The sequence below is a fragment of the Bacillus marasmi genome (assembly GCF_902168435.1).
GTDB lineage: Bacteria > Bacillota > Bacilli > Bacillales > Cytobacillaceae > Bacillus_BU > Bacillus_BU marasmi.
In genome coordinates, this window is record NZ_LR656172.1 from 58,614 (window position 1) to 83,439 (window position 24,826).

Annotated in this window: 23 protein-coding genes and 1 pseudogene; 19 read left to right on the top strand and 5 right to left on the bottom strand. The window is 38.1% G+C overall.

Annotated elements, in window-relative coordinates; all coding sequences use genetic code 11:
- The first annotated feature begins 280 nt into the window (after nucleotides 1–280).
- Nucleotides 281–1,198, top strand: a complete 918-nt coding sequence (locus FXW34_RS13120; protein WP_187118947.1) for a glycyl-radical enzyme activating protein — start codon at nucleotides 281–283, stop codon at nucleotides 1,196–1,198.
- A gap of 181 nt (nucleotides 1,199–1,379) precedes the next feature.
- On the opposite strand, the gene FXW34_RS13125 is transcribed toward FXW34_RS13120, so the two are convergent.
- Complete coding sequence (locus FXW34_RS13125; RefSeq protein WP_147534466.1) at nucleotides 1,380–1,691, bottom strand: hypothetical protein; 312 nt, start codon at nucleotides 1,689–1,691, stop codon at nucleotides 1,380–1,382.
- 325 nt (nucleotides 1,692–2,016) lie between these two features.
- Here FXW34_RS13125 and FXW34_RS13130 point away from each other — a divergent pair, with 325 nt between their 5' ends.
- From FXW34_RS13130 to FXW34_RS13140, 3 genes are all read left to right on the top strand, one after another.
- Nucleotides 2,017–2,325 carry an AbrB/MazE/SpoVT family DNA-binding domain-containing protein gene (locus FXW34_RS13130; RefSeq protein WP_147534467.1) on the top strand — a complete coding sequence of 103 codons (309 nt, stop codon included), beginning with the start codon at nucleotides 2,017–2,019 and terminating at the stop codon, nucleotides 2,323–2,325.
- Entirely contained in the window at nucleotides 2,325–2,702 is a 378-nt protein-coding gene (locus tag FXW34_RS13135) for a type II toxin-antitoxin system PemK/MazF family toxin (protein ID WP_147534468.1), read from the top strand. Before FXW34_RS13130 ends, FXW34_RS13135 begins: the two co-directional genes overlap by 1 nt.
- 94 nt (nucleotides 2,703–2,796) lie before the next feature.
- Nucleotides 2,797–3,351 carry a GNAT family N-acetyltransferase gene (locus tag FXW34_RS13140; protein ID WP_147534469.1) on the top strand — a complete coding sequence of 185 codons (555 nt, stop codon included), beginning with the start codon at nucleotides 2,797–2,799 and terminating at the stop codon, nucleotides 3,349–3,351.
- 835 nt (nucleotides 3,352–4,186) lie between these two features.
- On the opposite strand, the gene FXW34_RS13145 is transcribed toward FXW34_RS13140, so the two are convergent.
- From FXW34_RS13145 to FXW34_RS13150, 3 genes are all read right to left on the bottom strand, one after another.
- Nucleotides 4,187–5,851 (bottom strand): alkaline phosphatase, encoded by a 1,665-nt coding sequence (locus tag FXW34_RS13145; RefSeq protein ID WP_246141044.1) that lies wholly within the window; start codon nucleotides 5,849–5,851, stop codon nucleotides 4,187–4,189.
- Between the two features lie 309 nt (nucleotides 5,852–6,160).
- The gene (locus FXW34_RS22945) at nucleotides 6,161–6,322 is read right to left on the bottom strand and encodes a hypothetical protein (RefSeq protein WP_187118948.1); all 162 of its coding nucleotides are present in this window, start codon (nucleotides 6,320–6,322) and stop codon (nucleotides 6,161–6,163) included.
- An 80-nt stretch (nucleotides 6,323–6,402) separates the two neighbouring features.
- Entirely contained in the window at nucleotides 6,403–7,542 is a 1,140-nt protein-coding gene (locus tag FXW34_RS13150) for a C40 family peptidase (RefSeq protein WP_147534471.1), read from the bottom strand.
- 213 nt (nucleotides 7,543–7,755) lie between these two features.
- On the opposite strand from FXW34_RS13150, the gene FXW34_RS22950 reads away from it, so the two are divergent.
- Nucleotides 7,756–7,911, top strand: a complete 156-nt coding sequence (locus FXW34_RS22950; RefSeq protein ID WP_187118949.1) for a YwzD family small protein — start codon at nucleotides 7,756–7,758, stop codon at nucleotides 7,909–7,911.
- A gap of 162 nt (nucleotides 7,912–8,073) precedes the next feature.
- On the opposite strand, the gene FXW34_RS13155 is transcribed toward FXW34_RS22950, so the two are convergent.
- Entirely contained in the window at nucleotides 8,074–8,967 is an 894-nt protein-coding gene (locus FXW34_RS13155) for a helix-turn-helix domain-containing protein (RefSeq protein WP_147534472.1), read from the bottom strand.
- A gap of 82 nt (nucleotides 8,968–9,049) precedes the next feature.
- Here FXW34_RS13155 and FXW34_RS13160 point away from each other — a divergent pair, with 82 nt between their 5' ends.
- The 14 genes and pseudogenes from FXW34_RS13160 to FXW34_RS23690 form a co-directional block, all read left to right on the top strand.
- The gene (locus FXW34_RS13160; RefSeq protein WP_147534473.1) at nucleotides 9,050–9,262 is read left to right on the top strand and encodes a hypothetical protein; all 213 of its coding nucleotides are present in this window, start codon (nucleotides 9,050–9,052) and stop codon (nucleotides 9,260–9,262) included.
- Nucleotides 9,263–10,290: 1,028 nt separating this feature from the next.
- Nucleotides 10,291–12,108, top strand: a complete 1,818-nt coding sequence (locus tag FXW34_RS13165) for a polysaccharide biosynthesis protein (protein ID WP_147534474.1) — start codon at nucleotides 10,291–10,293, stop codon at nucleotides 12,106–12,108.
- A gap of 518 nt (nucleotides 12,109–12,626) precedes the next feature.
- The gene (locus FXW34_RS13170; RefSeq protein ID WP_147534475.1) at nucleotides 12,627–13,373 is read left to right on the top strand and encodes a YveK family protein; all 747 of its coding nucleotides are present in this window, start codon (nucleotides 12,627–12,629) and stop codon (nucleotides 13,371–13,373) included.
- Entirely contained in the window at nucleotides 13,363–14,073 is a 711-nt protein-coding gene (locus FXW34_RS13175; RefSeq protein WP_147534476.1) for a CpsD/CapB family tyrosine-protein kinase, read from the top strand. Before FXW34_RS13170 ends, FXW34_RS13175 begins: the two co-directional genes overlap by 11 nt.
- A 98-nt stretch (nucleotides 14,074–14,171) precedes the next feature.
- Nucleotides 14,172–14,936: a tyrosine-protein phosphatase gene (locus FXW34_RS13180; protein ID WP_147534477.1), complete on the top strand. Its 765-nt coding sequence runs from the start codon at nucleotides 14,172–14,174 to the stop codon at nucleotides 14,934–14,936.
- A gap of 409 nt (nucleotides 14,937–15,345) precedes the next feature.
- Nucleotides 15,346–17,166 (top strand): polysaccharide biosynthesis protein, encoded by a 1,821-nt coding sequence (locus tag FXW34_RS13185; protein ID WP_147534478.1) that lies wholly within the window; start codon nucleotides 15,346–15,348, stop codon nucleotides 17,164–17,166.
- Nucleotides 17,167–17,378: 212 nt separating this feature from the next.
- Nucleotides 17,379–18,059 (top strand): PIG-L deacetylase family protein, encoded by a 681-nt coding sequence (locus tag FXW34_RS13190; RefSeq protein ID WP_147534479.1) that lies wholly within the window; start codon nucleotides 17,379–17,381, stop codon nucleotides 18,057–18,059.
- 22 nt (nucleotides 18,060–18,081) lie between these two features.
- Entirely contained in the window at nucleotides 18,082–18,903 is an 822-nt protein-coding gene (locus FXW34_RS13195; protein ID WP_147534480.1) for a formyltransferase family protein, read from the top strand.
- Nucleotides 18,904–18,905: 2 nt separating this feature from the next.
- Nucleotides 18,906–19,565: a sugar transferase gene (locus tag FXW34_RS13200; protein WP_147534481.1), complete on the top strand. Its 660-nt coding sequence runs from the start codon at nucleotides 18,906–18,908 to the stop codon at nucleotides 19,563–19,565.
- Nucleotides 19,562–20,470, top strand: a complete 909-nt coding sequence (locus FXW34_RS13205) for an NAD-dependent epimerase/dehydratase family protein (RefSeq protein ID WP_147534482.1) — start codon at nucleotides 19,562–19,564, stop codon at nucleotides 20,468–20,470. Before FXW34_RS13200 ends, FXW34_RS13205 begins: the two co-directional genes overlap by 4 nt.
- A gap of 138 nt (nucleotides 20,471–20,608) precedes the next feature.
- Nucleotides 20,609–21,676, top strand: coding sequence for a glycosyltransferase family 4 protein (locus FXW34_RS13210; protein ID WP_147534483.1), 1,068 nt, complete (start codon nucleotides 20,609–20,611; stop codon nucleotides 21,674–21,676).
- Nucleotides 21,677–21,770: 94 nt separating this feature from the next.
- On the top strand, nucleotides 21,771–22,841 hold the full coding sequence (locus FXW34_RS13215) for a glycosyltransferase family protein (RefSeq protein ID WP_147534484.1): 1,071 nt from the start codon (nucleotides 21,771–21,773) through the stop codon (nucleotides 22,839–22,841).
- A 22-nt stretch (nucleotides 22,842–22,863) separates the two neighbouring features.
- Nucleotides 22,864–24,318 carry a lipopolysaccharide biosynthesis protein gene (locus FXW34_RS13220; protein WP_147534485.1) on the top strand — a complete coding sequence of 485 codons (1,455 nt, stop codon included), beginning with the start codon at nucleotides 22,864–22,866 and terminating at the stop codon, nucleotides 24,316–24,318.
- Nucleotides 24,319–24,659: 341 nt separating this feature from the next.
- A pseudogene (locus FXW34_RS23690) lies at nucleotides 24,660–24,806 on the top strand (DapH/DapD/GlmU-related protein); the annotation flags it as partial.
- Between the last annotated feature and the right edge of the window lie 20 nt (nucleotides 24,807–24,826).

The window sequence follows — 24,826 nt, forward strand, 5'->3', positions numbered from 1 at the left end:
CCCTGCGTTTGTAATTAACGGGAGGATTTCCGGTTAATTTTAAAAATATCCAAATTTTCTTCTAAATAAGGGAAGCATTTCCGCTTATTTGATAAAAATCATTGGATTTGGCCTTGTTTTGAGGATATAAGCGGAATTCCTCCGCTTATATCGGCTTCTTAAGGGACCACTTTATAGATTAACGGGAAATTCTCCGCTTATTACGTCGCAAACTTACACGAAAATCAACAATGAATGATAACTGAGCTTTCATTAAAGCCGATAAAGGAGACAGAATATAATGGAAACAAGCGTGCCAACAAAAGGGATTGTCTTTGATATCCAGAGATTTTCTGTACATGATGGGCCCGGAATTCGCTCACTTGTATTTCTGAAAGGCTGTCCGCTTCGTTGCAGATGGTGCAGCAATCCAGAAAGCCAAAAAAAAGACAAACAAATCATGTTCATAGATAAAAATTGTATTCACTGCGGAAAATGTGTAGAAGTATGCCCGCAAAATGCAATTAGTTTCAACCCTACGTTTTCGATAGACACTAGCAAATGTGATCTATGTGGTAAATGCGTGGATATTTGTTATAGCAAAGCCTTAAATATGACAGGCGAATTACACAGTGTCGCTGAAGTAATTAAAGTCCTGAAAAAAGACAATATTCATTACCGCCGTTCCGGTGGCGGAATTACCTTATCCGGTGGAGAACCATTGTTTCAATCTGAATTTGCAAAAGAACTCTTGAAAGAATGCAAAGCCCAAGGCTGGCATACGGCAATTGAAACGACCGCTTACACTAGTAAACAAACGTTGGCAGAAGTTTTACCATGGTTAGATTTAGTATTATTAGATATAAAGCATACGAATAAAGAAAAACATGTGGAATACACAGGTAAGTCCAACGAACGAATATTAGAGAATGCTAGATTTATCGGAGAATTCGGTGTTCCCATTATTATACGAGTACCAGTTATTCCAGGCTTTAATAACGAGATTTCCGAAATTGAAGAGATTTCAAGATTTGCAAAAAGCATTAATGGAGTAAAAGAAGTCCATCTACTACCATACCATCGACTAGGTGAAAATAAATATAACTATCTAGAATATGAATACAGACTAAAAGGAATCGAGCCACCCGAAAGAGAAGACATGAGAATCCTAAAAGAAACAGTAGAAAAAATAGGAATGCAATGCAAAATAGGTGGTTAGAAACAGGGGGACGGTTCTAAACAGGGGGACGGTTCTACCGTTTCCCTAAATTCTTCCAATTTCAATAGGACGAGGGACCTGTCCCTGTGGACCATGGACCAACCCCAACCAAAAAAGCCGCCAGGAATCCCAATCCCTAGCGGCTCAATACTAATCCAAAATCCAAGACCAACAATCCAAATCACTTATTATAAACATACAACTCTTCATCTTGATTCCGCTTATATCGGAACACGCACGCAAACACAAAAATCAGCGCCGTTAACACCCAAGTAAACAAAAACGCCATGCCGAGCCCTTCGTTCGCGCTATGTGAAGGAGTTGAAAATTCACTATAAACAGCAGATAAAACTGGATATGCCATAAACCCAAAAGCTACCACAAATGCCGCGATCTTTCCGCGCGTCTTCCGCTCAACCTTTGAATAAACCAACAAAGTACTAAAGAAGAGCAAGAGCAACGACAATACTGCAACCACTAATATAATCTGCAAACCAGCCTCTCCCTTCCTTTTTCAGCTATATTACTATTTCAAGAAAGAAATAAAAAATCCTCCTAAAAATTTAGAATTTTTTAAAATTAACCCAAATAGACAAAATTCTACCAAAATCGGGGGAAAATGGCGAAAAATCACAACCGCCATAAAAATCAAACCAAAACAATGCGCGAATAATGTTATTTTTATAAAATAAATACCGTTTGTAACTTCAAATAAATTAGGCTTCATAAATTGCACTAAAATCTATGAAAATCGCAAGTATCATTTTCACAACAATTGTATATACTATGTATATACTTTTCGGTTTGGGGGTGATATAATGTGTTCCAAGGAACAGTCAGAAAATAAAAAAAATCAAAATAAAGGGGTTGACTACATGTCTACAGTTATAGCTCAAAAGTGGGGTAACAGTTTGGGTATACGTATTCCCAAAGAGGCTGCTGATAGAATAGGTATCGACCAGGGTTCCGAAATGGAATTAAGTGTGATTGGGAGCGAAGGTGTCATCACTTTAAAACCAAAAAGAACACGGAAAAAATACACATTAGAAGAACTAATATCACAGATTACTCCTGAAAATCGACACGAAGAAATTGATTTTGGAACCGAGGGGCGTGAATTGATTTAATGCAAGCAATTGTACCAGAGCGAGGAGATTTAATCGTATTAAACTTCAATCCACAAGCTGGCCACGAGCAAGCTGGGAGAAGGAACGCTATTGTTTTATCACCGAAACAATTCAATCAAGCGACAGGATTTATTGCCGTTTGTCCTATTACCAATCAAAAGAAGGGATATCCCTTTGAAGTAGAATTACCAAAAGAGGGAATATCACTAGATGGTGGTGGCTACCCGATAACTGGTGTAATATTGACTGATCAAGTTAAATCATTGGATTGGACAGCGCGAAACCTAAAAGTACTAAAAAAATATGATTCAGATGATGAAAATATAGATGATATTTTAGATGAATGCCTTGCCAAAATAGGAACATACCTAACATAATCCTTTCCCCCAGAAAGGGTTATTTTTATGAATTTATTTTATAGGAAAAGCTATATAAAGCATTTTGGAAAAATCGATATAAAGGAGGACCACCATGGGCGATTTTGGAGCAAAGAAATTCACAGCGAAAAATGGAGAAGGCTTTACCGTCCGAACCGCTTTACCAAACGACGCCGCACAAGTACTAACCTTAAACAAAGCAATCTTTGCAGAAGCGCCATATTTGCTAACGACACAAGCGGAATTCACGATAACACCCGAACAAGAACAGCAATTTTTACAACAGACACTTGATGCTCCTGGAAAAATAGCCCTCGTTGCCGCAACCGAAACCGAAATCATCGCATTTTTACACTTTGAAAACGGCCACAGACAACGAATCCAACATCAAGGCACACTAAGCATGAGCGTAAAAAGAGAATTCCGAAACGAAGGAGTAGGAACAGCCCTGTTAAAATCACTCCTCGAATGGGCAGAAACCAACCCCTTAATCGAAAAAGTCTGCCTCGAAGTGTTCGCCGACAACATACCGGCCATCAACCTCTACAAAACCCTGGGCTTCACTGAAGAAGGCCTCAAAAAAAGAGCCATCAAAAAATCCAATCACGACTATCACGATCTAGTCCTAATGGCACGCTTCGTAGACTAATTCCACCGAAACAAGGGGGCAGATTATAGCCCCTTTAAGTGCCCTATTTCTTTGGTTTTCTAAAATTAAGACTACTTAGAGCACCCATAAGTGCCCTGTTTTTTTATCTAGTTTAAAATTGAGGGCACTTAGAGTATCTATAAGTAACCTATTTTTAAGACAATCCAAAATCAAGGACAAAAGCCCATTTAAGTTACCTATTTTTAAGTTAATAAAAAAACGAGGGTACTAATAACTCCTATAAGCGACCTATTTTTAAGCTAATTAAAAATAGAGGGCACTAAGCACACTTATAAGTGCCCTGTTTTTTTATCTAGTTTAAAATTGAGGGTACATAGAGCATCTATAAGTACCCTATTTTTAAGACAATCCAAAATCAAGGACACTAAGCCCATTTAAGTTACCTATTTTTAAGTTAATAAAAAAACGAGGGTACTAATAACACCCATAAGCGACCTATTTTTAAGCAAATTAAAAATTGAGGGCACTAAGGACACCGATAAGTGCCCTGTTTTATATCTAGTTTAAAATCGAGGGCACTTAGAGTATCTATAAGTAACCTATTTTTAAGCTAATTAAAAATCGAGGGTACTTAGAACATCTATAAGCACCCTGTTTTTTAGAAAATATTAAATTAAGGGCACATAGAGTACCTATAAGTGCCCTATTTTTTAGACAATCTAAAAACGAGGCCACTTATCACCCTCATAAGCACCCTATTTTTCAGCCAATCCCAAATTAAGATCACCAATCCATCCCCCACTAGTGATCCCAACCCAACAAAAAAAGCAGGACCCCCACCAGGCCCCGCAACCAAAAACCATCAATCCCCAAATCACCTACCACTCACCGCCACAAACCATTCCTTCCCATTAAACACATTCGGCGCGGGCACTTGCTCCTTCACACCATTCCTCAGCAAATAATTCACATTCTCCGGAAACTCAAGCACCGCACCATCCGGCAGCGCTACCACCAACACCGGGTTCGCCGACCGCGCACCACGCACCGACAACTTCCCGTCCTTAAACATCTCAGCCGCCGCCACATACCGCAAACCCGAAACATCATCACCACTACCGCCACCAGCGCCATTCCAAGCCAACCCCAAATGCCCCGCCACAACACCCGCAAGCTCCGTATTATCCAACAATCCGCTCGGCTTCCCAGGCCCGAACGCATACAGCGACACATCCTCACCCGTGTGCCCATGCGACGTAAACCCGAGCCGCGCCCGCTGTGCCAGCATCTTCGTCATCTCAATCTCCATACTCTTCACATCATGCGCCCGCGCCAGCCGCCGCCACTCATCCTTACTCAAATCCTTCAACCCGTAGCGCACCGCCACATCCTGCAAATTCCCACGGTCCTTCTCCATCGTCGAAATCGCACCCTCAAGCGTCAGCCCAGCCCGCTGCAACGGACCAACAAACAACTCCGGTTCAGACTTCATATACGTTATATCCGTCACACCGTTGCCAATCGACAGCCCGCCATTGCCATGGTCCGTCACCGCAATCACCAACGTATTCCCATCCTTCGCAGCAAAATCAAGCGCGCCCCGCACTGCCTCATCAAAGCCCAGCACCTCGCTCACAATCCCAACCGGATCATTCTTATGCGCCGCCCAATCAACCTTGCTACCCTCAACAAACAAGAAAAATCCTCGATCCTGCTTCGACAACAACCCAATCGCCGCCTTCGTCATCTCCGCCAAAGACGGCTGCTCCGGCGTCAACGACTCCCGGTCAAAATGATTGCTCATACCACCACCAGCAAAACTACCCCAAACCTTCACACCCCGGGACCCAACAGCCTCAGCCTCGGATCCAGTCCCATCCGCACCAGAACCAGCCCCGGCCCCGGCCAATCCACCATTCGCAGCTACCTCATCAACCACCTTACCCAACTCATCCCGATTCCGCACAACCCGATAACCTTGACTCTTCAACACAGGCACCAAATTCTCCTTATCACGGCGATTCTTTGAAAGCAACGCATCCATCCCGCCACCAAGCACCACATCAATCCCCTGATAAACCTGCTGCTCCGCAATATCATCATACTCACTCCGATGCTTCACATGCGTCGAAAACGTCGCCGGCGTCGCATGCTGAACCTCAGACGTCGCCACCAGCCCAGTCGCAAGCCCCGCTGCCCGTGCCGCCTCAACCAAATTCACCACCGGCTTCAAACCGCGCGACCCTTCACCCGGAACCATCCCGACCACCTCATGCACCGTCTTATGCCCAGAGGCAAAAGCTGTACCAGCCGCCGCCGAATCCGTAATCGCCGACTGCAACGAATTCGTCCGCACCCCGCCAACCAACATCTCATCAAGCGCCAGAGAACTCCCCCGATACATCCGCGAAAGCGTCACCGCACTCGAACTCGTCCCATCCATCACCATCATAATCACATTCTTATGCCCAGCCGCCACTGTCCCTTTTGGTAAAAATAAAGCCAACATCAGCACGACAACCAAAATCCTCCGTACCATACAAACATCCCCCCGAAACATGGGGACGGTTCCTGCGTTTCCCTAATTTTTCCCAATCACTAGCAAAGTACTATCAACAAGTAGAAAAAAGGAACCGTCCCCATCACTGTTTTCATATAGTTATGTGTTATGTATGGGAATTTTATGTAACTAAATTTTAACGACAGGGGAGGTGGGTGGAATAAGTTCATCGCCAAATACAATCATCCTAAATAGCGAGTGACATCCTCCACTTACGTCGATAAATCCTCAATTCGCGTCGATAAAATCAAAATTTGCGTCGATAAACTCCGAAAACACGTCGACAAATCACCCAAACGCGTCGATAAACTCCAACCACCCCCTAGCGGGGCTGTGACAAACTCCACATTGACCGATAAAAATCGCAAAGCGACCGATAAATCCACCAAAGCGACCGATAAAAATCGCAAAACGACCGATAAACCCACCAAAGCGACCGATAAATCCCATACACTACCTAATCAACATCACCAAACCCCAAAACATAACAAAAAAAGACGGGCATCAGCGCCCGCCTCGCATATCAAAACTTAATAAAATCTCTTAAATCCATCAAAATGCTGTTTATAATAGCTGTTATTCACGTCGGTGATCCGCACGCCACTGGAATCGGCGTGGATAAATTGGTTATTCCCCAAATAAATGCCCATGTGGGAAATGCCTTTCTTGTATGTATTCTCGAAAAATAGCAAATCTCCAGGCACCGGACTAGTCACGTAGTAGGAACGATTATAGTAACCCTCGGCCGAGGTGCGTGGGATTGGTTTGCCAGCACCATTGTAAACATAGAACACATATCCGCTGCAATCAAACCCAGCCGGAGTCGTCCCGCCCCAAGCATAAGGCACGCCAAGCACTGACTGAGCCACCCCGATTAATTTAGCTACTTCACTAGTAGGAGCCGGCGCCGGTACAGGAACTGGCACGTTACCACCAACCTGGGCCCCACCCGGAGCCACCACACCACCACCAATCTGAGCCTCACCCGGAGCCACCGCACTACTCCCCGCGCCCGAAATTGGAACCTTTATTGTTTGTCCAGCATAAATTAAATCAGAGCTAAGTTGATTTGCTGTTTTTATTTTTTGGACAGTTGTTCCATGAGCTACAGCAATCCGGCTTAAACTATCCCCGCTCTTAATCAAATAATCAACGACAGCGCCACTACCACTCCCGGCACTCACCTCATTATTCACAGGCGCAACTGGCGCAACAACCTCGCCACCTCCACTTGCACTCGAAACCTTCAACACATTACCAGGATAAATCAAATGTCCACTCAGATTGTTCCAGCTCATTAGCTCAGCGAGAGAAATCCCATGACGTTTAGCGATTCCGCTTAAAGTATCGCCACCCACAACTGTATGCGTTTTCACAGCAACGCCCGATGCCGTCACAGCTACCGGAACACTACCAGGACTCGGCAAATCCGCAGCCACACCACCATTACTACCACTATCAATCGAAACTACCAACTTTTGATTAATATAAATAAGATCAGAATTGAGCTGATTAAGGCGTTTGATTTCGGAAACGTTTGTTTTGTATTTAATGGCGATATGAGAGAGGGTGTCACCCTTTTGAACGATGTATGTATTTGCCGAAACGCTGCTTGCAAATGCTGTGGAAAGTACAGCTAAAGTGGCTGCTTTTACGAGTTTTTTCTTCAATATTTTCACATCCCCTAAATATTTCGACTATCGAAAAAAGCTTATCACACAAGGGCTGAAGCCTTCTGTGACTTACATTGTCGAAAAATGGAAATAGCCTTCACAATAGGTAAATGTTAGAATATTGTCATACTTTGTAGTTGGAAAGAGATTTACAGGAATGGATGTCGTTTGTAAAATAGGGTTTATGAGACATAAGGAGGACTGACAGAAGTGAGCCAAAATTACCAAGAGAACCAACACAACCAAGACTATTTTCAGGAAGTTATAAAACGCGCATATGATTTGGGAACGAAGGAAAAGGAAATCACTGTTGGAAACCTGCTAGAAGAGATTATGAGAGATTTAAGACCGCTAATTTCAAAATAAACATAGAATCACAGCACATAAAACAAAATCAAATAAAATACATAGACTAGCTCCACTAAAGATAAAAACCAATAGCAAGCCAGTCTATATCAGAACTATATTCAATCACCAAAAACAACCCTAACAGGGACCGCCACAAAAACAAAAACAACAATGATCAGGCTAGCAGGAGGCGCTTCTAACAACCTCACTCCAACCCTCGATTTTACCTTTAATATAGTTAATATATTTTTCATCCTTTTGCAGTTCAAAAATAATGAGAGCCCGTTCCATGCAGGCTTTGGCGCGGCGATAATTCTGCTGCAGCTCGTAATTGTAGCCAACCTGGTAGTGAAGCTCGCCTAACAAATAAAGATTATCTCGCTCGATGCACCAGTCAATCGCATCATAGCAGTTCTGGTTTGAATCCTTAAAGCGGCCAAGCCTAGTATAGGTGCGCGCGGTGTTGTACATTAACCGGCTCATGATCGTATCATCCTGCACATGGGTAATGAGCGCTAAATTCTCCTTTGCCGGGGTATACACATTGAGCGCCTCGTCATACTGCTCCTCCTCAAAATAAATAATCCCTTTAGAAAGTGAAATTTCAATCTCCCGCTCATTCCAGATTTTATCAAAAGTTAATGAGATTGCCTCGTCCAAGGTTGCTAACGCTTGGTCCTTTTTTTCGTGCAGCGTGTACTCATAAATCCCTTTATGCCAGAGGAGTTCCTGTAAATGGAGGCGGTTTTCCGCGAACAGCGGGTTTTTCATTTCGGTCTTGACGATTTCTTCTATAGTCTCGTAATCGAGGTTACGACGCGCAATTTTTAGTTGGCGACTGACCTCCTGGACGTAGTCGAGCCGTGGTGTTCTGCCGATATCAAAGAAGTAGTTCACATCGACACCTAGCCGTTGTGAAATGAGATAGAGAGTTGGGGCGTAAGGGTAGACATCGCCTTTTTCGATTTTGCTGACCTGCGCCTGCGTGCAAATCCCTTTCGCAAGCTCCTTCTGCGACAGTCCATACACCTTGCGTAATTCCTTAATCTTTTTTCCAATGGCCAAAAAATCCACAACAATCACCCTTTGTCGATAAGTTCCTCCGGATAGCATGACGCGAAGGCTTGCAAAGGTGTACTTCGGAGTTTTACTAATATTGTCAATTCTAATGTACCATACAACGAAATATTCCTATAATTATGACCTTATAGGGATTGGTAAGGAAATCGGAGAAAACGTCCAATGTATCCGCTTAAATGACCAAATTTGCAAAATTAAAACAAATTGGAATTATGGTTTAATTATTAATGAAGTAGTAATGCTATTGGTTTTATTTGTTCATAATGTTTCGTTCGGACCAATTTCATAGAACGAAATCATTAATCTCCTTTTGTCACTTTGTGATCTCACAAAGTGATCTTTTTTGTTTAGAGGGAGGTGCTCGCTTCAGGGCACTTCATAGTCCTTTAAATGGAAAAATCAAGAAGTTACAAAAAGCGACAAAATCCTACTTTCCGTGCGAAAAATATTTCCTTATTCTGATATAAAGTTTATAGGCGAAAAGTAATAGTGTTAAATCGGAAGATAGGTATATTGTCATGGAAAAATAACGAGGAAGAACCCATATAAACCATTTGTTCTTTAAAAAGAACAATTAAACCTCTCTGAAAAACTTCCCAAAATGAACATTTTCCTACAATAGGATGTAGGTTTTCACTATCAAAATATTGCTTCCAAAATGTAGAAAAATGTTGTTTAATAATTAATGCCTTAAAGTATTTATTAACTTAAATACAATACGCACTTTAGTAATTAGAATTTCGATATATTTGGTGATAAAAAATTATGGGACTAGATCAGTGTCTAGCTCCGGCGACCAACGTCTAGTGGACTTCACCCATCTCCTACGATAAGTCAACATCGAATCGCTTGCGCTCTTCGTGTTTCCTTTATCTCAGTCGATGTGCTCCAGTCCATACGACGCTACCCGGTCGCCTACGCTTTTCGATTTGTCTAGCTCCGGCGGCTAGGGGCTCGGGGTCACAAGTCAATCCGTCAAGAAGGTCAAAGAACGACCTTCATGCCGGCTCGTCTTGTGCCTGTCGCCCCTGAACGAGCCGCTTCCGCTTTTCGTTTTCGGTGATGCCTCCTTTCCGTTACCAATGGAGACACTCGGCCATGCTGTGGGTTGCGGGAAACGCAGCCTTAGATACTTGTTGTCAAGAGGATGGTGTGAGGGCGGGTTTGATGCCCGATTAAATAGTTATGAAAAATAGCTAATGAAAGGCCATGTGCCCGCTTACATGACTTTTCATTAGCTATTATTTTTGAAAGGGATGTAACAACTTAACACAACAACCTACAGCCCAAAATTGACCATAGAGAAGGAGGTTCAAGATGACAATCAAAAAAAGAATTACAACGTTTATCATAGTTGATTCATTGATCGTAATGACAGCTATTTTCCTTAGCTATGTAACGCTTGAGGCGTATTTACCGAAATATGAACTTCCGATGCTGCTAACGTCATCGATTGCCTTATTGCTTAGCCACCATGTCTTTGCTTACAGTTATAAGCTCTACAACAAAGCTTGGCGCTATGCCAGTGTCGGCGAACTCGTCGTCATCGTCAAAGTCGTGACCTTTTCAATCCTTGCGACCCTACTCGTACAGCTGATTGCATTCCAAAACATATACATAAGAGCCTTATTGCTAACGTGGATGCTGCATGTGCTATTAATTGGCGGTACGCGCTTTTCGCGACGAATCATCGACAGTCGGAACACTACCCGCGTGAAGGCCTTCAAGCGAACATTAATCGTTGGAGCCGGAGCCGCAGGAACGATGGTCGCCCGTCAGCTTCTATCCAATGGAGACCATGATCTTAAGCCGGTCGCCTTCGTTGATGATGATAATGCAAAAATCAAGCTCGATATTCTCGGCGTTCAAGTACTTGGCGATACAAGCAAAATCTCCACGATTGTGAAGGAGTATGCAATCGATAATATCGTCATTGCGATACCGTCACTTAGTAATAAGGAAATGAAGCATATTATTGACGAATGTGTAAAAACTACAGCCAAAACGCACATTATTCCGAAGCTGGAGGATTTAGTAAGTGGTAAGGTCTCGGTAAGTGCCATGCGTGAGGTTCAAGTAGAGGATTTACTCGGTAGAGATCCGATTGAACTAGACATGAAAATGATTTCCGAAAACCTTGCCGGAAAAACAGTGCTCGTCACAGGTGCAGGCGGTTCAATCGGTTCTGAGATTTGCCGTCAAGTCTGCCGTTTCAAGCCGCGAAAAATTGTTCTAGTTGGACACGGCGAAAATAGCATTTACGGAATTGACATGGAACTTCGCAACCAATATCAACAAGACATTGAGATCGTCCCAGTCATCGGAGATATTCAAGACCGCAAACGGATGCACAAAATCATCAACCAGCATCAACCCAATATTGTTTATCACGCTGCAGCCCATAAGCATGTCCCATTAATGGAAGTAAACCCAAGGGAAGCGGTTAAAAACAATATCTTTGGCACAAAAAATGTTGCAGAAGCCGCTCAAACCAATAACGTCGACACTTTCGTCATGATTTCAACCGATAAAGCCGTAAATCCAACCAACATCATGGGAGCAACAAAGCGCTTTGCCGAAATGGTCATTCAGCAATTATCACAACAGGGTAAAACAAAGTTTGTCGCAGTCCGTTTCGGTAACGTGCTTGGCAGCCGAGGTAGCGTCATTCCGTTATTCAAAAAGCAAATCGCAGCAGGTGGTCCAGTAACGGTCACCCATCCAGAAATGACCCGTTACTTCATGACCATCCCTGAAGCATCGAAACTAGTCATCCAAGCTGGAGCATTGGCCCGTGGTGGCGAGATTTTTGTTCTTGATATGGGTGAACCAGTGAAAATCGTCGATCTAGCCAAAAACTTAATCAAGCTATCTGGTTATACAATAGAAGAGATTGGTATTCACTATACGGGCATGCGTCCAGGTGAAAAAATGTACGAAGAGCTACTCAACGAAAACGAGGTCCATCCAAAACAAATCTTCCCGAAAATTCATATGGGACGAGCTGTTATGTTGGAATCAAGACTATTAACACATTTAACCGACAACCTGCTATCCATGTCACCAACAGAAATGCACGATACGCTCATAAAGGTGGCAAATAATAAGTACGAGTTACGACAGGATCACCAATAAACAATTGAAGAAACTGTTCAGAATTGTAGATTTTGTGACGAGTTTCTTCTATATAATATGTAAACGTTTCAAAACCAAAAGGTAAAAACAGTTAGGTTTGGATTAATGGGGAAAAATTGGTTATGGAATACAGTTTTGGGGATTGCTTTACAAAAGTAATTATCATCATTCACACATCTGTTAATTAACAACGAAAAAAACATAATTACAGTCGTAAATATGAGTTATTATATTATTATAAAATTCAGGCTTCGAGATTACTAAATTCTCAAATGGTTTTAATCTCGATTTGCTATTCCGAAAAAAACATAATCATAAAATGCACTTAAATGTTTGTAGAAAATGTTAAGAATTGATGAAATTTTTCCCAATTGACAAAAACTCCTTTCAATTACCACTAAATTGGTATTACAATAGGTAAGTGGTTCGCATAGTTCGATAAGATAATAGAATAGTAGACAGCGAAATATGATATAATACAACAGGTTTATACAAAAATTCGCGCTTCGGAGGATGAAATGGAAGAGACAATTAGCCTAAAAGAATTATTTCAAACGTTGCGGAAAAGACTTGGCTTAATTGCTGTCATTACGATAACAGCTGTTCTAATAAGTGGCATCGTTAGTTACTTTTACTTAACCCCGATTTATCAATCATCAACACAATTACTGGTAAATCAAACAAAAAATGAACAAGCAGTATATAGTCCAAGTGAGGTTCAAACAAACCTTCAATTAATAAATACTTATAATGTCATTATTAAAAGCCCAGCAATACTAGATTTAGTTGCAGGCACAATTGGTAATGATATGTCGGCGTCACAATTAAGCTCAAAAATCACTGTCGGCAGTGAAAAGGACTCACAGGTCGTAAATATTTCTGTCCAAGATCCTGATCCTGCGATGGCGGCGAAAATTGCTAATACAGTTGCCGGAGTGTTCCAAAAAGAGATTGTTAATATTATGAATGTTGATAACGTTAGCATCCTAGCAAAAGCATCAGTACCTGAAAATCCTTCACCAGTTAAGCCAAATCCAGAGTTGAATATTGCGATTGCTTTAGTTGTTGGATTGATGGCTGGAGTGGGGATTGCTTTCTTACTAGAATACTTAGATAACACTATTAAGACAGAACAAGACATCGAAAAAATCTTAGAGATGCCTGTATTAGGTGTGATCACAACGATTGAAGAAGAAGAGTTGAAAGTTGCCAGTCATCGCGCGCGGAAAAATCATAAAGTAAGAGGTGAGACTGTTGGTTCTTAGAAAAAAAACAACAACATCACATAGTCAAAAACGTAGTCTCATCACTAAATTAGCACCAAAATCATCTATCTCTGAGCAATACCGTACAGTTCGGACTAATATCCAGTTCTCTTCAGTTGATGAAGAAATCAAATCGATTATGGTGACTTCTGCAGATCCGTCAGAAGGAAAATCAACAACGGTAGCCAACCTAGCGGTAACGTTTGCGCAACAAGGCAAGAAAGTCCTCCTTGTTGATGCCGATATGCGGAAACCAACCGTTCATTATACATTCCAAGTTGAAAATATTTATGGCTTAACGAATGTGTTAACAAAAATTAAAACATTAGAAGAAGCAATATCACATACGGATGTTGAACATTTAGATATTTTAACGAGCGGTCCAATCCCGCCGAATCCAGCCGAGTTATTAGGCTCAAAGGCGATGTTAGAGTTTTTAACTACAGTAGAAGAAAAGTATGACGTGATTCTTTTTGATACGCCACCGATTCTAGCTGTGACTGATGCGCAAATTTTAGCAAACTTGTGTGAAGGTAGCGTGCTTGTTGTTGCTAGTGGGAAAACGGAAATTGAGAAGGTAACCAAATCCAAGGAATTATTAGCTCAAGCAAAAGGTAAACTTCTAGGAGCTGTCCTTAATAATAAGAAAATGGATAAATCTAACTACTACTATTATTATGGCACGTACGGACATAAATAGGTAACATTCGACAAATTTCACCCATTTACCACTGAATTTCATGATGTTATGATGAAAATCGTCAGAGGAAAAAGACTAATGTAAGGGGCTTGGTAGCGATGATTGATGTCCATTGTCATATATTGCCGAACGTAGATGACGGCGCTCAAACTATAGAAGAAAGTATAGCGATGGGACGTGCTGCCGTCGAGCAGGGAATTACTTCAATCATTGCTACCCCGCACCATAAAAATAATCAATACGAAAACACAAAACCACAAATTCTAGCTGCTGTAGCTGAACTCAATCAAGCATTCCAGGCCGAGGGAATTCAATTAGAAATTCTCCCTGGCCAAGAGATTCGGATTTTTGGCGAGATACTCGAAGACTACCAAAGGCAAGAAATCCTATCGTTAGCAAACTCCAATTATATGTTAATTGAATTACCGACTGGGCAGGTTCCGCGCTATACGGAAAAGTTACTCTACGACCTGCAAATGGAAGGTCTAGTCCCAATTATTGCTCATCCTGAACGGAATCAAGAGCTTGTACAGCGTCCAGACCTTCTCTATCAGTTTGTTAAAAAGGGTGCACTAACCCAAGTAACAGCTGCGAGTGTTTGTGGTGCTTTTGGGAAAAAAATCAAGCATTTTTCGCATCAGCTTATTGAAGCAAACTTAACGCATTTCATTGCTTCAGATGCTCATAATCTCGCAGGTCGCACGTTTATGATGAGGAAAGCTTTTAAAGAAATACAAGCTAAATACGGAATGGATACAGTGTACCTGTTTCAAGAAAATGCCGAGTTACTAGTTGAAGGTTCACGAGTGTATAAAGAAATGCCAGAACGAATCAAAAAGAAGAAAATATTTGGAATCTTTTAAAAAGAAATACTGAGTGGCTGATCAATGAAGTTTACATCTTATGTCAGGCTTAATCCTGATCGGCGAGGCTTCCTGTCCGATATCGATGGAGGCACTCGATCATGCTGTGGGACATGCGGATGTGTGGTCCTTAGACGCTAGTCGTCAATAGCATGGTGTGAGGCTGGGTTAGATGCCCAATTATCTTTTAATAACTGAGCGAAACGATAATGATTGCGGTTGCATCATACAAATATCGAAAATATCGATAAATATCTAATGATAGTTCGTGTGGGACATGGGTTATCATTAGATATTTATTTGTGTAAAGACTTTACACAGTTAGAAATGGAATATTTTCTATTTAGAATATTCCGCAAACTCAAGTGCTTTTATGGGGGTATTTTGCAAAAGAAAGGAACTGATTGCTATGGCCTACAGGACGAGGATCACAATCCTAGCATTGCTCGATTCTATTATTGTACTAACTGCAATTTATATTAGTTTTTTAACCTTACATCCTAATCTATCAATCTTGGCCATGCCGACTTTGCTGTTTACTTCGCTTTCATTGTTACTTAGCCATCATTTATTTGCTTCTATTTATAAGCTTTATAAGAAAGCATGGGAATATGCGAGCATTGGTGAAGTAAAATCAATCGTCAAGGCTGTCACCTTCTCAATTGGGATAACATTGGTCATGCAATTGATTGTCTTCCAAGATGCCTATTTGCGTGCATTATTAATCACTTGGATGATTCATATTATCTTGATTGGTGGATCACGAATTTCCTGGCGCTTAGTAAGGGATCGATACATTAAAACACAGAAACAAATGAAACGGACTTTGATTGTTGGTGCCGGTGCAGCTGGGACGATGGTTGTGCGGCAGCTTTTGAATAATCATGATACTGAATTAAAACCAGTAGCATTTATCGATGATGATCCGAGGAAATACAAGTTAGATATTTATGGATTAACAGTGGTTGGAAATGCTGGGCATATTGCAAAGACGGTTGAAACGTTGCAAATCGATCATATTGTGATTGCGATTCCTTCATTAAGCAAAGCAGAATTAAAACGAATTTTTGATGAATGCTCAAAAACAAAGGCAAAGACGCAAATCATTCCGATGATTGAGGATATTATGCTTGGAAAAGTATCGGTTAATAGCTTCCGTGATGTTCAAGTTGAGGACTTGCTAGGTCGTGAACCAGTAGAGTTAGATATTGCTGGGATTTCGGAATATGTTAGTGGGAAGACGGTGCTTGTTACAGGTGCTGGCGGTTCGATTGGCTCGGAAATTTGCCGGCAGATTTGTAAGTTTAACCCAGGTCGGCTTGTATTAGTTGGGCATGGTGAGAATAGTATTTATGGTATTGATATGGAGTTACGGAATTCTGTTTCAGCTTCGGTAGAAGTTATTCCTATTATCGGGGATGTTCAGGATAGAGAGAGAATGTTTGAGATAATGGATGAGTATCGTCCGGCTGTGGTGTATCATGCTGCGGCGCATAAACATGTTCCACTAATGGAGTATAACCCTAGAGAGGCAGTAAAAAACAACGTATTCGGCACAAAAAATGTGGCAGAGGCTGCTGATACCTATGGTGTCGATACTTTTGTGATGATTTCTACTGATAAGGCAGTTAATCCTACTAATGTAATGGGATCGACGAAGCGGATTGCGGAGATGATTATTCAGGGGCTTGATCGGACGAGTAAGACGAGGTTTGTTGCGGTTCGGTTTGGGAATGTCCTTGGTAGTCGTGGTAGTGTGATTCCGTTGTTTAAAAAACAGATCCAAGCCGGTGGGCCGGTGACGGTTACCCATGAGGATATGACTAGGTACTTTATGACAATACCAGAAGCCTCAAGGCTTGTGATTCAGGCGGGATCTCTTGCAAGAGGTGGGGAGATTTTTGTGTTGGATATGGGTGAGCCTGTTAGGATTGTTGACCTTGCTAGAAATCTTATAACCCTTTCGGGTTATTCCGTTAATGAGATCGGGATTCAGTTTTCTGGGTTGAGACCTGGGGAGAAGATGTTTGAGGAATTGCTGAATGAGAAAGAGATCTATCCTGAGCCGGTTTATCCGAAGATTTTTATTGGGAAGGCTGTTTTGGAGCAGGAGGGGGAGGTTGAATACCTACTGAATCAGTTTGAAGAGTTTACTCAGGATGATGTTAGGGAGTATGTTATTAACTTAGCTAACAGGCGTACTAACGAGCGGTTAATGGTAGCGGAGTGAAATGATGTGAATTTTGCAGTTCCCTTCTTTATGGGAAGGGAACTGTTGATTTTTATTCTAAGGTTTGTGTAAGTTAAGAAATTAGGATGAGAGTTTTCTTTTAGATGGTTTGTAGTTAAGTGGAACAGGAACATCCAACTAAGTCCTAACCAACTAAAAGTAAAAAACGGGTTACAAGTTAGAATATTTAATAATAAGTGAGGTTAAATCATATGTCATATTTAGTTGTTGTTGCGCATCCAGATGATGAGGTTTTAGGTGCAGGCGCTACAATGTATAAGCTTGCTCAAGAAGGGCATTCAGTAAATGTCTGCATTCTATCAGGAGAAGTTAATGCAAGAAATTTCCGTCCTACCACTGAAGAGCTAAATGAAGATGTGAACAACTCTATGAATATATTAGGTGTTGATAAAGTTATCACTGGTAACTTTCCAAATATAGAGTTTAATAATGCTGGTCATATAAAACTTGTTCAGTTTATTGAAGCAGCAATTCTTGAAACAAATGCTGATGTTGTATTTACTCATCATCCAGCTGACTTAAATAATGATCACCTACACACTTCTATGGCATGCCAAGCAGCAGTAAGGTTATTCCAAAGAAGAAATGATGTAGCCCCACTTAAGGAACTACTTTTCATGGAAGTGCCATCTTCTACTGAATGGGGATTAAATAAAGCCATGAACCAGTTTTCACCTAATACATTTATTGAAGTTGGTGAATTTAGTGTGGATAAAAAAATAGAAGCTCTCGCACAATATCGCGGAGTTATGCGAGATTATCCTCATCCTAGAAGTAAGGAAGCAATCAAAGGACTATCAGCTTACCGTGGTGGGCAATCAGGAATGGTTTATGCAGAAGCCTTTGAGAGTGTATTTAGACGTGGATTCTAGAAAGTAGAGAGGATGGTATACGTTGAAGAAAAAAATTGCGTTTGCAACTTGCGTTCAATTAGGGCTAAGTTGTATTGAAGAAATATATCGTATTGGTGGGAACCTAGACTTACTTATTACGATTAAAGATGAAAAAGCAAAGAATAAGTCTGGAAGAATCTATTTAGATGATATTGCAAATGAACACAACACACCGCTATTGAAGATTAATAATATCAACGATCAAGATGTTCTTTCTGCTTTAGAGGAATACCAGATTGATTGGTTGTTTATTATTGGTTGGTCGCAAATTGCTAAGAAAGATGTTCTTGAAGCACCGACGTATGGCTGTATTGGCATGCACCCTACTTTATTACCAACCGGTAGAGGAAGAGCGGCAATACCATGGGCAATTATCAAGGGGTTAGAAGAAACTGGTGTCACTATGTTTAAGTTGGATGAAGGTGTTGATACCGGTGATATTATCGGTCAAGGGGTTATCAAATTAAATCAGAAAACTACAGCAACACAACTTTACCAAAAAGTAGATGAAATGCACATTACACTAATTTCAAAGTACTGGGAAGATATCGTTAATAACAATATTACACTTACAAAACAAAATGAAGTAGAAGCTACAGAATGGCCTGGAAGAAAGCCGGAGGATGGCGAAGTATTAAACAGTATGACTATGGATGAAGCAGATAAGTTGGTAAGAGCAGTTACACATCCGTACCCAGGTGCTTTTTATAAAGATGGGGATGGATCATATAGAATTTGGTCTGCTAAAACAAATAAAGATGACGGGGCTATAAAACTAATTGATGGATATTTAATTCCTGTTGATTATGAGGTAGAGGTATAGTCATGGAAGATAAGAAATTTCAAAAGTTAATTAAACGTTTATTTGATATTGTTGTTTCGTTAATAGTTCTTATTCCTTTTCTTCCAATATGGGTTTTAATTGCAATTTTAATCAAGGTTACATCTCCTGGTCCGGTGTTTTTCTTACAAGATAGACCAGGGTTAAATAAGAAAATCTTTAAGGTCTATAAATTTCGAACGATGAGACCGGGTTCAGACAAAATGGTTAAAGGCCAAGAGGTAATGAAAGATGATGATCGTGTCACAGGTATTGGAAAGTTTCTTAGAAGAAGTAAAATAGATGAAATTCCTCAAGTATTAAATGTATTAAAAGGTGAAATGAGCCTCGTCGGTCCAAGACCTGAAAGAGTAGCATCTCTAGCTGATTATACAGATGAAATTTCTAAAAGGCTTAATATGAATCCAGGTATGACTGGATTAGCTCAAGTAAGTGGTAATATATACCTTTCCCTAGGAGACCGGTATAAGCTTGATGTTTATTATGTAGAGCATTATAGCCTGTTGCTTGATTTGAAAATAATTATTAGGACTGTTGGTGTTGTATTATTTGGTGAAGATAGATATGTTAACAGGTATTTGGTAGATATTAATTTAGGATTTGCAGAAGTAGCATCTACTAATGAGGAGAAGGTTTTGAAATGAAAAAGATACTTATAACAGGAGTTAATAGTTATATAGGTACTTCATTTAAAAAATGGGTTTCACAATATCCTGATAAGTATTCTGTGGATTTTATTAGTATAAGAGATGGCCATTGGAAGGGAAAGTCATTCTTTGGATATGACGTCATTTTTCATACAGCTGCTATTGTTCATGTTAGTGAAAATGATACATCTAATTATTTTAAAGTAAATAGAGATTTAACAGTAGAACTTGCTAAGAAAGCAAAAAAGGAAGGTGTGAAGCAATTCATATTTCTAAGTACGATGGGGGTTTATGGTACGGAAACAGGCTATATTACTAAAGATACTAAGCCGAATCCAAAGACCCCTTACGCCCAGTCAAAATATGAAGCTGAACAACTTTTATTACAATTCAATTCTAGTGATTTTAATGTGGCAATTCTACGACCACCTATTGTATATGGTAAGGGATGCCCTGGAAATTTTGCAAGATTATCAAGAGTTGCTTTGAAAGCTCCTTTATTTCCCGATATAGAAAATGTACGTAGTATGATATTTATTGATAATTTATCGGAATTTGTAAAATTATTAATTGATAATAATTTTAGTGGTTTATACTTTCCACAGAATAAGAATTATGTAAACACATCTGAACTAGTGAGGCTTATTGCAAAAGTCCATGGTAAGAAACTTAAGGAGACAAAACTCTTTAACTGGGTTGTTGCAAAAGGTTTAAAAAACAATATAGTAATTAGAAAAGTTTTTGGGTCCTTTGTATATGATAGAAAGTTAAACGGTGGACCAGGTTCTATGATGGACGGTGTTGTGCTGAACTACGAGACTGATTCTTTTGAAAAGTCTGTTGAAATATCTGTTGGAAGGAATAGCAAAAAAGACAATAAAAATGAAGGTAATATCTATTAATCATTTCTCTAAAGATAAACAAGTGAAATTGGGACTTCTATACTTATTTTTATTTTAATAGAAGCCTTAGTTAGAAAATATTTAGAAAAATTCATGTAATTAGAAGAAATAATGTATTTAAAGGGAGATAACATATAGATGAGAATTGTTTTAATTACTTTAACAAATGCTCCAGGAATAATAAGGTACAGTATTAATATTGCTAATCAATTTGCAAAAAATGGTCATAATGTAAGTTTTGTTTGTTCGAAATATTTTGAATCAAACATTATAAACGAAAATATAGATGTGATTAAAACATTTGATACAAAAAGGCCTAGAATAGAAAAAAGTACCTTTGATTATAAAAAGTTACTTCAAGTAGTTAACACAATAAAGAAAATTGATCCAGAAGTAGTGCACTTTATGTCCCCACACCCATTAAATATTCCTCTAAGTTTCTTATTAAAGAAATATAACAATGTCATGACTGTTCATGACCCTGAGCCACATCCTGGTGAAAAAATTACGAAAGTGCATTATTACTATAATAAAATAGCAACTCGATACTTAGCGGATAAAATAGTGATTCATGGGAAAAGTCATAATAATGCGCTAAAAAAAATGAAAGTTGATAAAAAAGCTAAGTATATTAAGATGGGGATTGAACCAGCTAACGAAGTAATTACTGTGTTACCAAGGGAAAAAACTGTGCTATTTTTTGGAAGAATTCAACCGTATAAAGGGTTAGATTTATTCATTAAATCAGCTATTCTTCTTGAAGAAAAAAGGAAAGATATTAAATTTATTATTGCTGGAGATGGTAATATAGAGGAATATTCGGAATTATTAGGTAGAATCAATAACCTAGAGATTCACAACTACTTAATTCCAGAACAGGAAATTGAAAATTTATTTAAAAAATCAAGTATTGTAGTGCTTCCGTATACATCAGCTAGCCAAAGTGGAATAATACCCATTGCGTATTATTATTCTAGACCGGTAATTGTTACAAATGTTGGTGCACTACCGGAATATGTAGAGAATTATTCCACAGGGTTAATAGTAGAAAACGTTGATGAAGAAAGTGTATCTAAAGCAATAATGGACCTGTTACTAGACGAAAATGAGCTCTTAAGGATGAGTAAAAAATCCTTCGAAAAATTGAGAGATGATCTATCTATCGATGTAATGTGTAAAGCACTAATTAATTATTATTCATTATAGGAGTTACTTAAGTTTTAAAAAAGTAGGAAAAATACTCTAATAACAGTTAGACCAAGTGTATTTTTTAACTATCTATTTATTGAGGAGAAAAATAATGAAAAGAATTGCAATTTTTTCTATACATCCAAGTTATGACTACAGAATTGAGAGACATATTAAATCTTTATTATCTTTAGGATATAGTGTAGATTATCATAATATATCAAGAGAGAGTAATGTACAATTTAATGTGAGTCATCAGAAAATGAATTATATTCATTATGAAGTTAAAGGAAAGTCTGTTTTTAATTTATTTAAAATATATATTAATTTAATGAAGAAAATAAATAATCTAGGTTATGATTATTATTTTATTCAAGATCCAATTTTGTTAAGTTTATTCATATTTACTAAACATAAGAAAAAAATTGTCTTAGATGTTCATGAGATATATAATTTAATTTCGATTAAAGAAAGACTCTTAATTAAATTTTTCTATAATAAAGTAAATGATGTAATTGTATCAGCTTATAAAGATAATTTTTTAATGTTCAATCAAAAAAAAGAGTTTATCTTTGGAAACTATCCTTTGAAGAGAGATTTTTCATATAATCAAGTTGATAAGATTAGAAAATTTAAAATTATATATGCAGGAATGATAACAGAGGAATTTAGAAATATGAAGAAAACTTTGGATGTGTTTGAAGTGTTGTTAAATAGTGGAAACTTCGAAGTGCATTTAATTGGCAAGGTTGCCAACAGGGAGTTAAAGGAAGTTTTGGAAGATAAAATCAAATATTTAAGTAGTAGTTATGATGACTTTTACTATTATGGGCCTAAAAGCCATGATTTTGTTGTGGAAAAAATTTTGGAGTGCGATTTTTCTATCAACTTAATAAGTTTGAATAACGATGTATCTATCTCCCCAAATAAAAATTATGAATATATGCTGGGTAATACTATTCTAGTTACTGATCATAATAATATAAATCATAAACTTCCCGAAAACATTATTTGTATTTGTGATAAAAATGATAATGAAAAAGATATTGCACACAAAATTATTAATATCACAAAAGATCTTAATAGCATGAATGAGTTAAAAGATTTATCAAGAAAGTATATATTGGATAACAATTTGATTTGGGAGAGATACATTGAAGACTATAAAGAAATATTTAGATAAATTGAAAGGTAACTAAGATAACATGCGGAGGATTCTTAGATTAGAAAAACTAAAGAATTTAAACTCAGATACAATAACATTTATTAAACATTCAAAAAATTATATTACTGCCGAGTTTTTTATTGCAGGCTTAACTTTTTTAAGCATACCATTATTAACAAGATTATTATCACCTGGTGATTACGGCCTTATATCGCTGTTTAGTACATTAGTATCTATTATGATAGTTTTGTTTAGCCTAAATATACATTCTTCTATTCGAAGAGCATATTTTGATTTTGATGAGGATTTTAATAAATTATTAGGAAGTAACATTATCTTTTTAATATTGTTTAACTTCATTATTTTGTGTCTAATTTACACTATTAAAGAGAATTTATCTGCATTGTTAAATATCGATCAAGATTTAATTATGTATGCAGCAGTTATCTCTTCTGCATCAGTTCTCTATGAAGTGTTAATAGCTTATTTACAAGCAATAAAAAAAAGTGGTAAATATGCTATTTTGTCTGTTTTTAGAAGCAGTTCAATTCTGATTTTGACATTAATTTTAATAGTAGTATTAAGTGGTGATAATTATCTCGGCAGAATCTATTCTGAATTTTTAATTAAAGCATTATTGTTTTTTTACTCATTAATATATATTAGCAAGATAGCATCCTTTTCTTTAAAATGGAAATATATAAAATATACTTTAATATTTGGCTTGCCCTTGATTCCACACTCATTATCTGGTTATATTTTAACAACCTTTGACCGAATAATAATAAATCAAGTTTCTGGAAGTATTGATACTGGTTTATATTCTTTTGCATATAACGTAGGAATGATAATGAGTGTTTTTGTTATGGCATTGAATAAATCCTGGGTGCCAATCTTTTTCGATAAATTAAAAAAGCAAGAAAGTACACCTATAAATATACTCGCAGGTAAGTATTCCTTATTCATATATCTTGCTTCCATTGTGTTAATTATGTTCTCAAAAGAAACTGTATTAGTTCTAGCAGATGAAAGATATTTTGAGGCTTTGAAACTAGTTCCAGTAATAATATTAAGCTATGTTTTTGTATTCTTGTATACTTTATATAGTAATTATGCATTCTATAGAAAAAAAACGATGATTATATCATTAAGTACATTACTAACGGCAATTATTAATATTACATTAAATTATCTTTTGGTGCCTATTTACGGTTACGTTATTGCAGCCTATACTACTCTTTTTTCATATGTTTTATTATTCATATTACATTATCTAAATGCAAAAATACTACTTAAGGAAAAAAATATTATTGAATTAAAATTAGTATTACCAAATATAACATTGGTGATAATTTCTGCAATATTTGTGTTTTACATAGATGGGCTTTTAGAGAGCTTTTTTTATGTATTCTTCATAAAAGTTATATATATATGTATTTGTGCATTATTATTGTTCAAACCATATATAAAGGATTGGCATTATAAAAAGGAATAGTGGTGATAAAAATGGTTGGTAAGATTTTGTGGTTTTTAAAAAATAGGATAATAAATAAATTTTTGCACAGAGTATATACGCTCCTAGTAAATAGAAAAGCTAAAGAAGTAGGAGCGGAATTAAAAGTGAATGGGTTTAGTAGAGTATCAGCAAATACTTGGTTGGGAAATAACATAAATTTCAACGGTATGGAAATAAGAGGAAATGGCAAAGTTGTTATTGGGGATAATTTCCATTCAGGAACCGATTGTTTAATGCTCACTGAGTATCATAATTATGATAATGGTGGAGCAATACCATATGATGACACTACTATTATTAAGGATATCATTATTGAAGAGAATGTCTGGATTGGAAGTAGAGTAATAATACTAGGAGGAGTAACTATTGGGGAAGGGGCAATAATTCAGGCAGGTAGTGTTGTTACAAAAAATGTACCAAAATATAGTATTGTAGGTGGACACCCTGCAATGGTTTTTAAAACTAGAGATATTAAGCATTATGAAAA

Coding starts and splice junctions, on each gene's coding strand:
- FXW34_RS13120 (WP_187118947.1), top strand. CDS start 281: ATGGAAACAAGCGTGCCAACAAAAGGGATTGTCTTTGATATCCAGAGA.
- FXW34_RS13180 (WP_147534477.1), top strand. CDS start 14,172: ATGATTGATGTCCATTGTCATATATTGCCGAACGTAGATGACGGCGCT.
- FXW34_RS13220 (WP_147534485.1), top strand. CDS start 22,864: ATGCGGAGGATTCTTAGATTAGAAAAACTAAAGAATTTAAACTCAGAT.
- FXW34_RS13130 (WP_147534467.1), top strand. CDS start 2,017: ATGTGTTCCAAGGAACAGTCAGAAAATAAAAAAAATCAAAATAAAGGG.
- FXW34_RS13165 (WP_147534474.1), top strand. CDS start 10,291: ATGACAATCAAAAAAAGAATTACAACGTTTATCATAGTTGATTCATTG.
- FXW34_RS13215 (WP_147534484.1), top strand. CDS start 21,771: ATGAAAAGAATTGCAATTTTTTCTATACATCCAAGTTATGACTACAGA.
- FXW34_RS13140 (WP_147534469.1), top strand. CDS start 2,797: ATGGGCGATTTTGGAGCAAAGAAATTCACAGCGAAAAATGGAGAAGGC.
- FXW34_RS13205 (WP_147534482.1), top strand. CDS start 19,562: ATGAAAAAGATACTTATAACAGGAGTTAATAGTTATATAGGTACTTCA.
- FXW34_RS13200 (WP_147534481.1), top strand. CDS start 18,906: ATGGAAGATAAGAAATTTCAAAAGTTAATTAAACGTTTATTTGATATT.
- FXW34_RS13170 (WP_147534475.1), top strand. CDS start 12,627: ATGGAAGAGACAATTAGCCTAAAAGAATTATTTCAAACGTTGCGGAAA.
- FXW34_RS13135 (WP_147534468.1), top strand. CDS start 2,325: ATGCAAGCAATTGTACCAGAGCGAGGAGATTTAATCGTATTAAACTTC.
- FXW34_RS13145 (WP_246141044.1), bottom strand. CDS start 5,851: ATGGTACGGAGGATTTTGGTTGTCGTGCTGATGTTGGCTTTATTTTTA.
- FXW34_RS13210 (WP_147534483.1), top strand. CDS start 20,609: ATGAGAATTGTTTTAATTACTTTAACAAATGCTCCAGGAATAATAAGG.
- FXW34_RS13190 (WP_147534479.1), top strand. CDS start 17,379: ATGTCATATTTAGTTGTTGTTGCGCATCCAGATGATGAGGTTTTAGGT.
- FXW34_RS13185 (WP_147534478.1), top strand. CDS start 15,346: ATGGCCTACAGGACGAGGATCACAATCCTAGCATTGCTCGATTCTATT.
- FXW34_RS22945 (WP_187118948.1), bottom strand. CDS start 6,322: ATGGGATTTATCGGTCGCTTTGGTGGGTTTATCGGTCGTTTTGCGATT.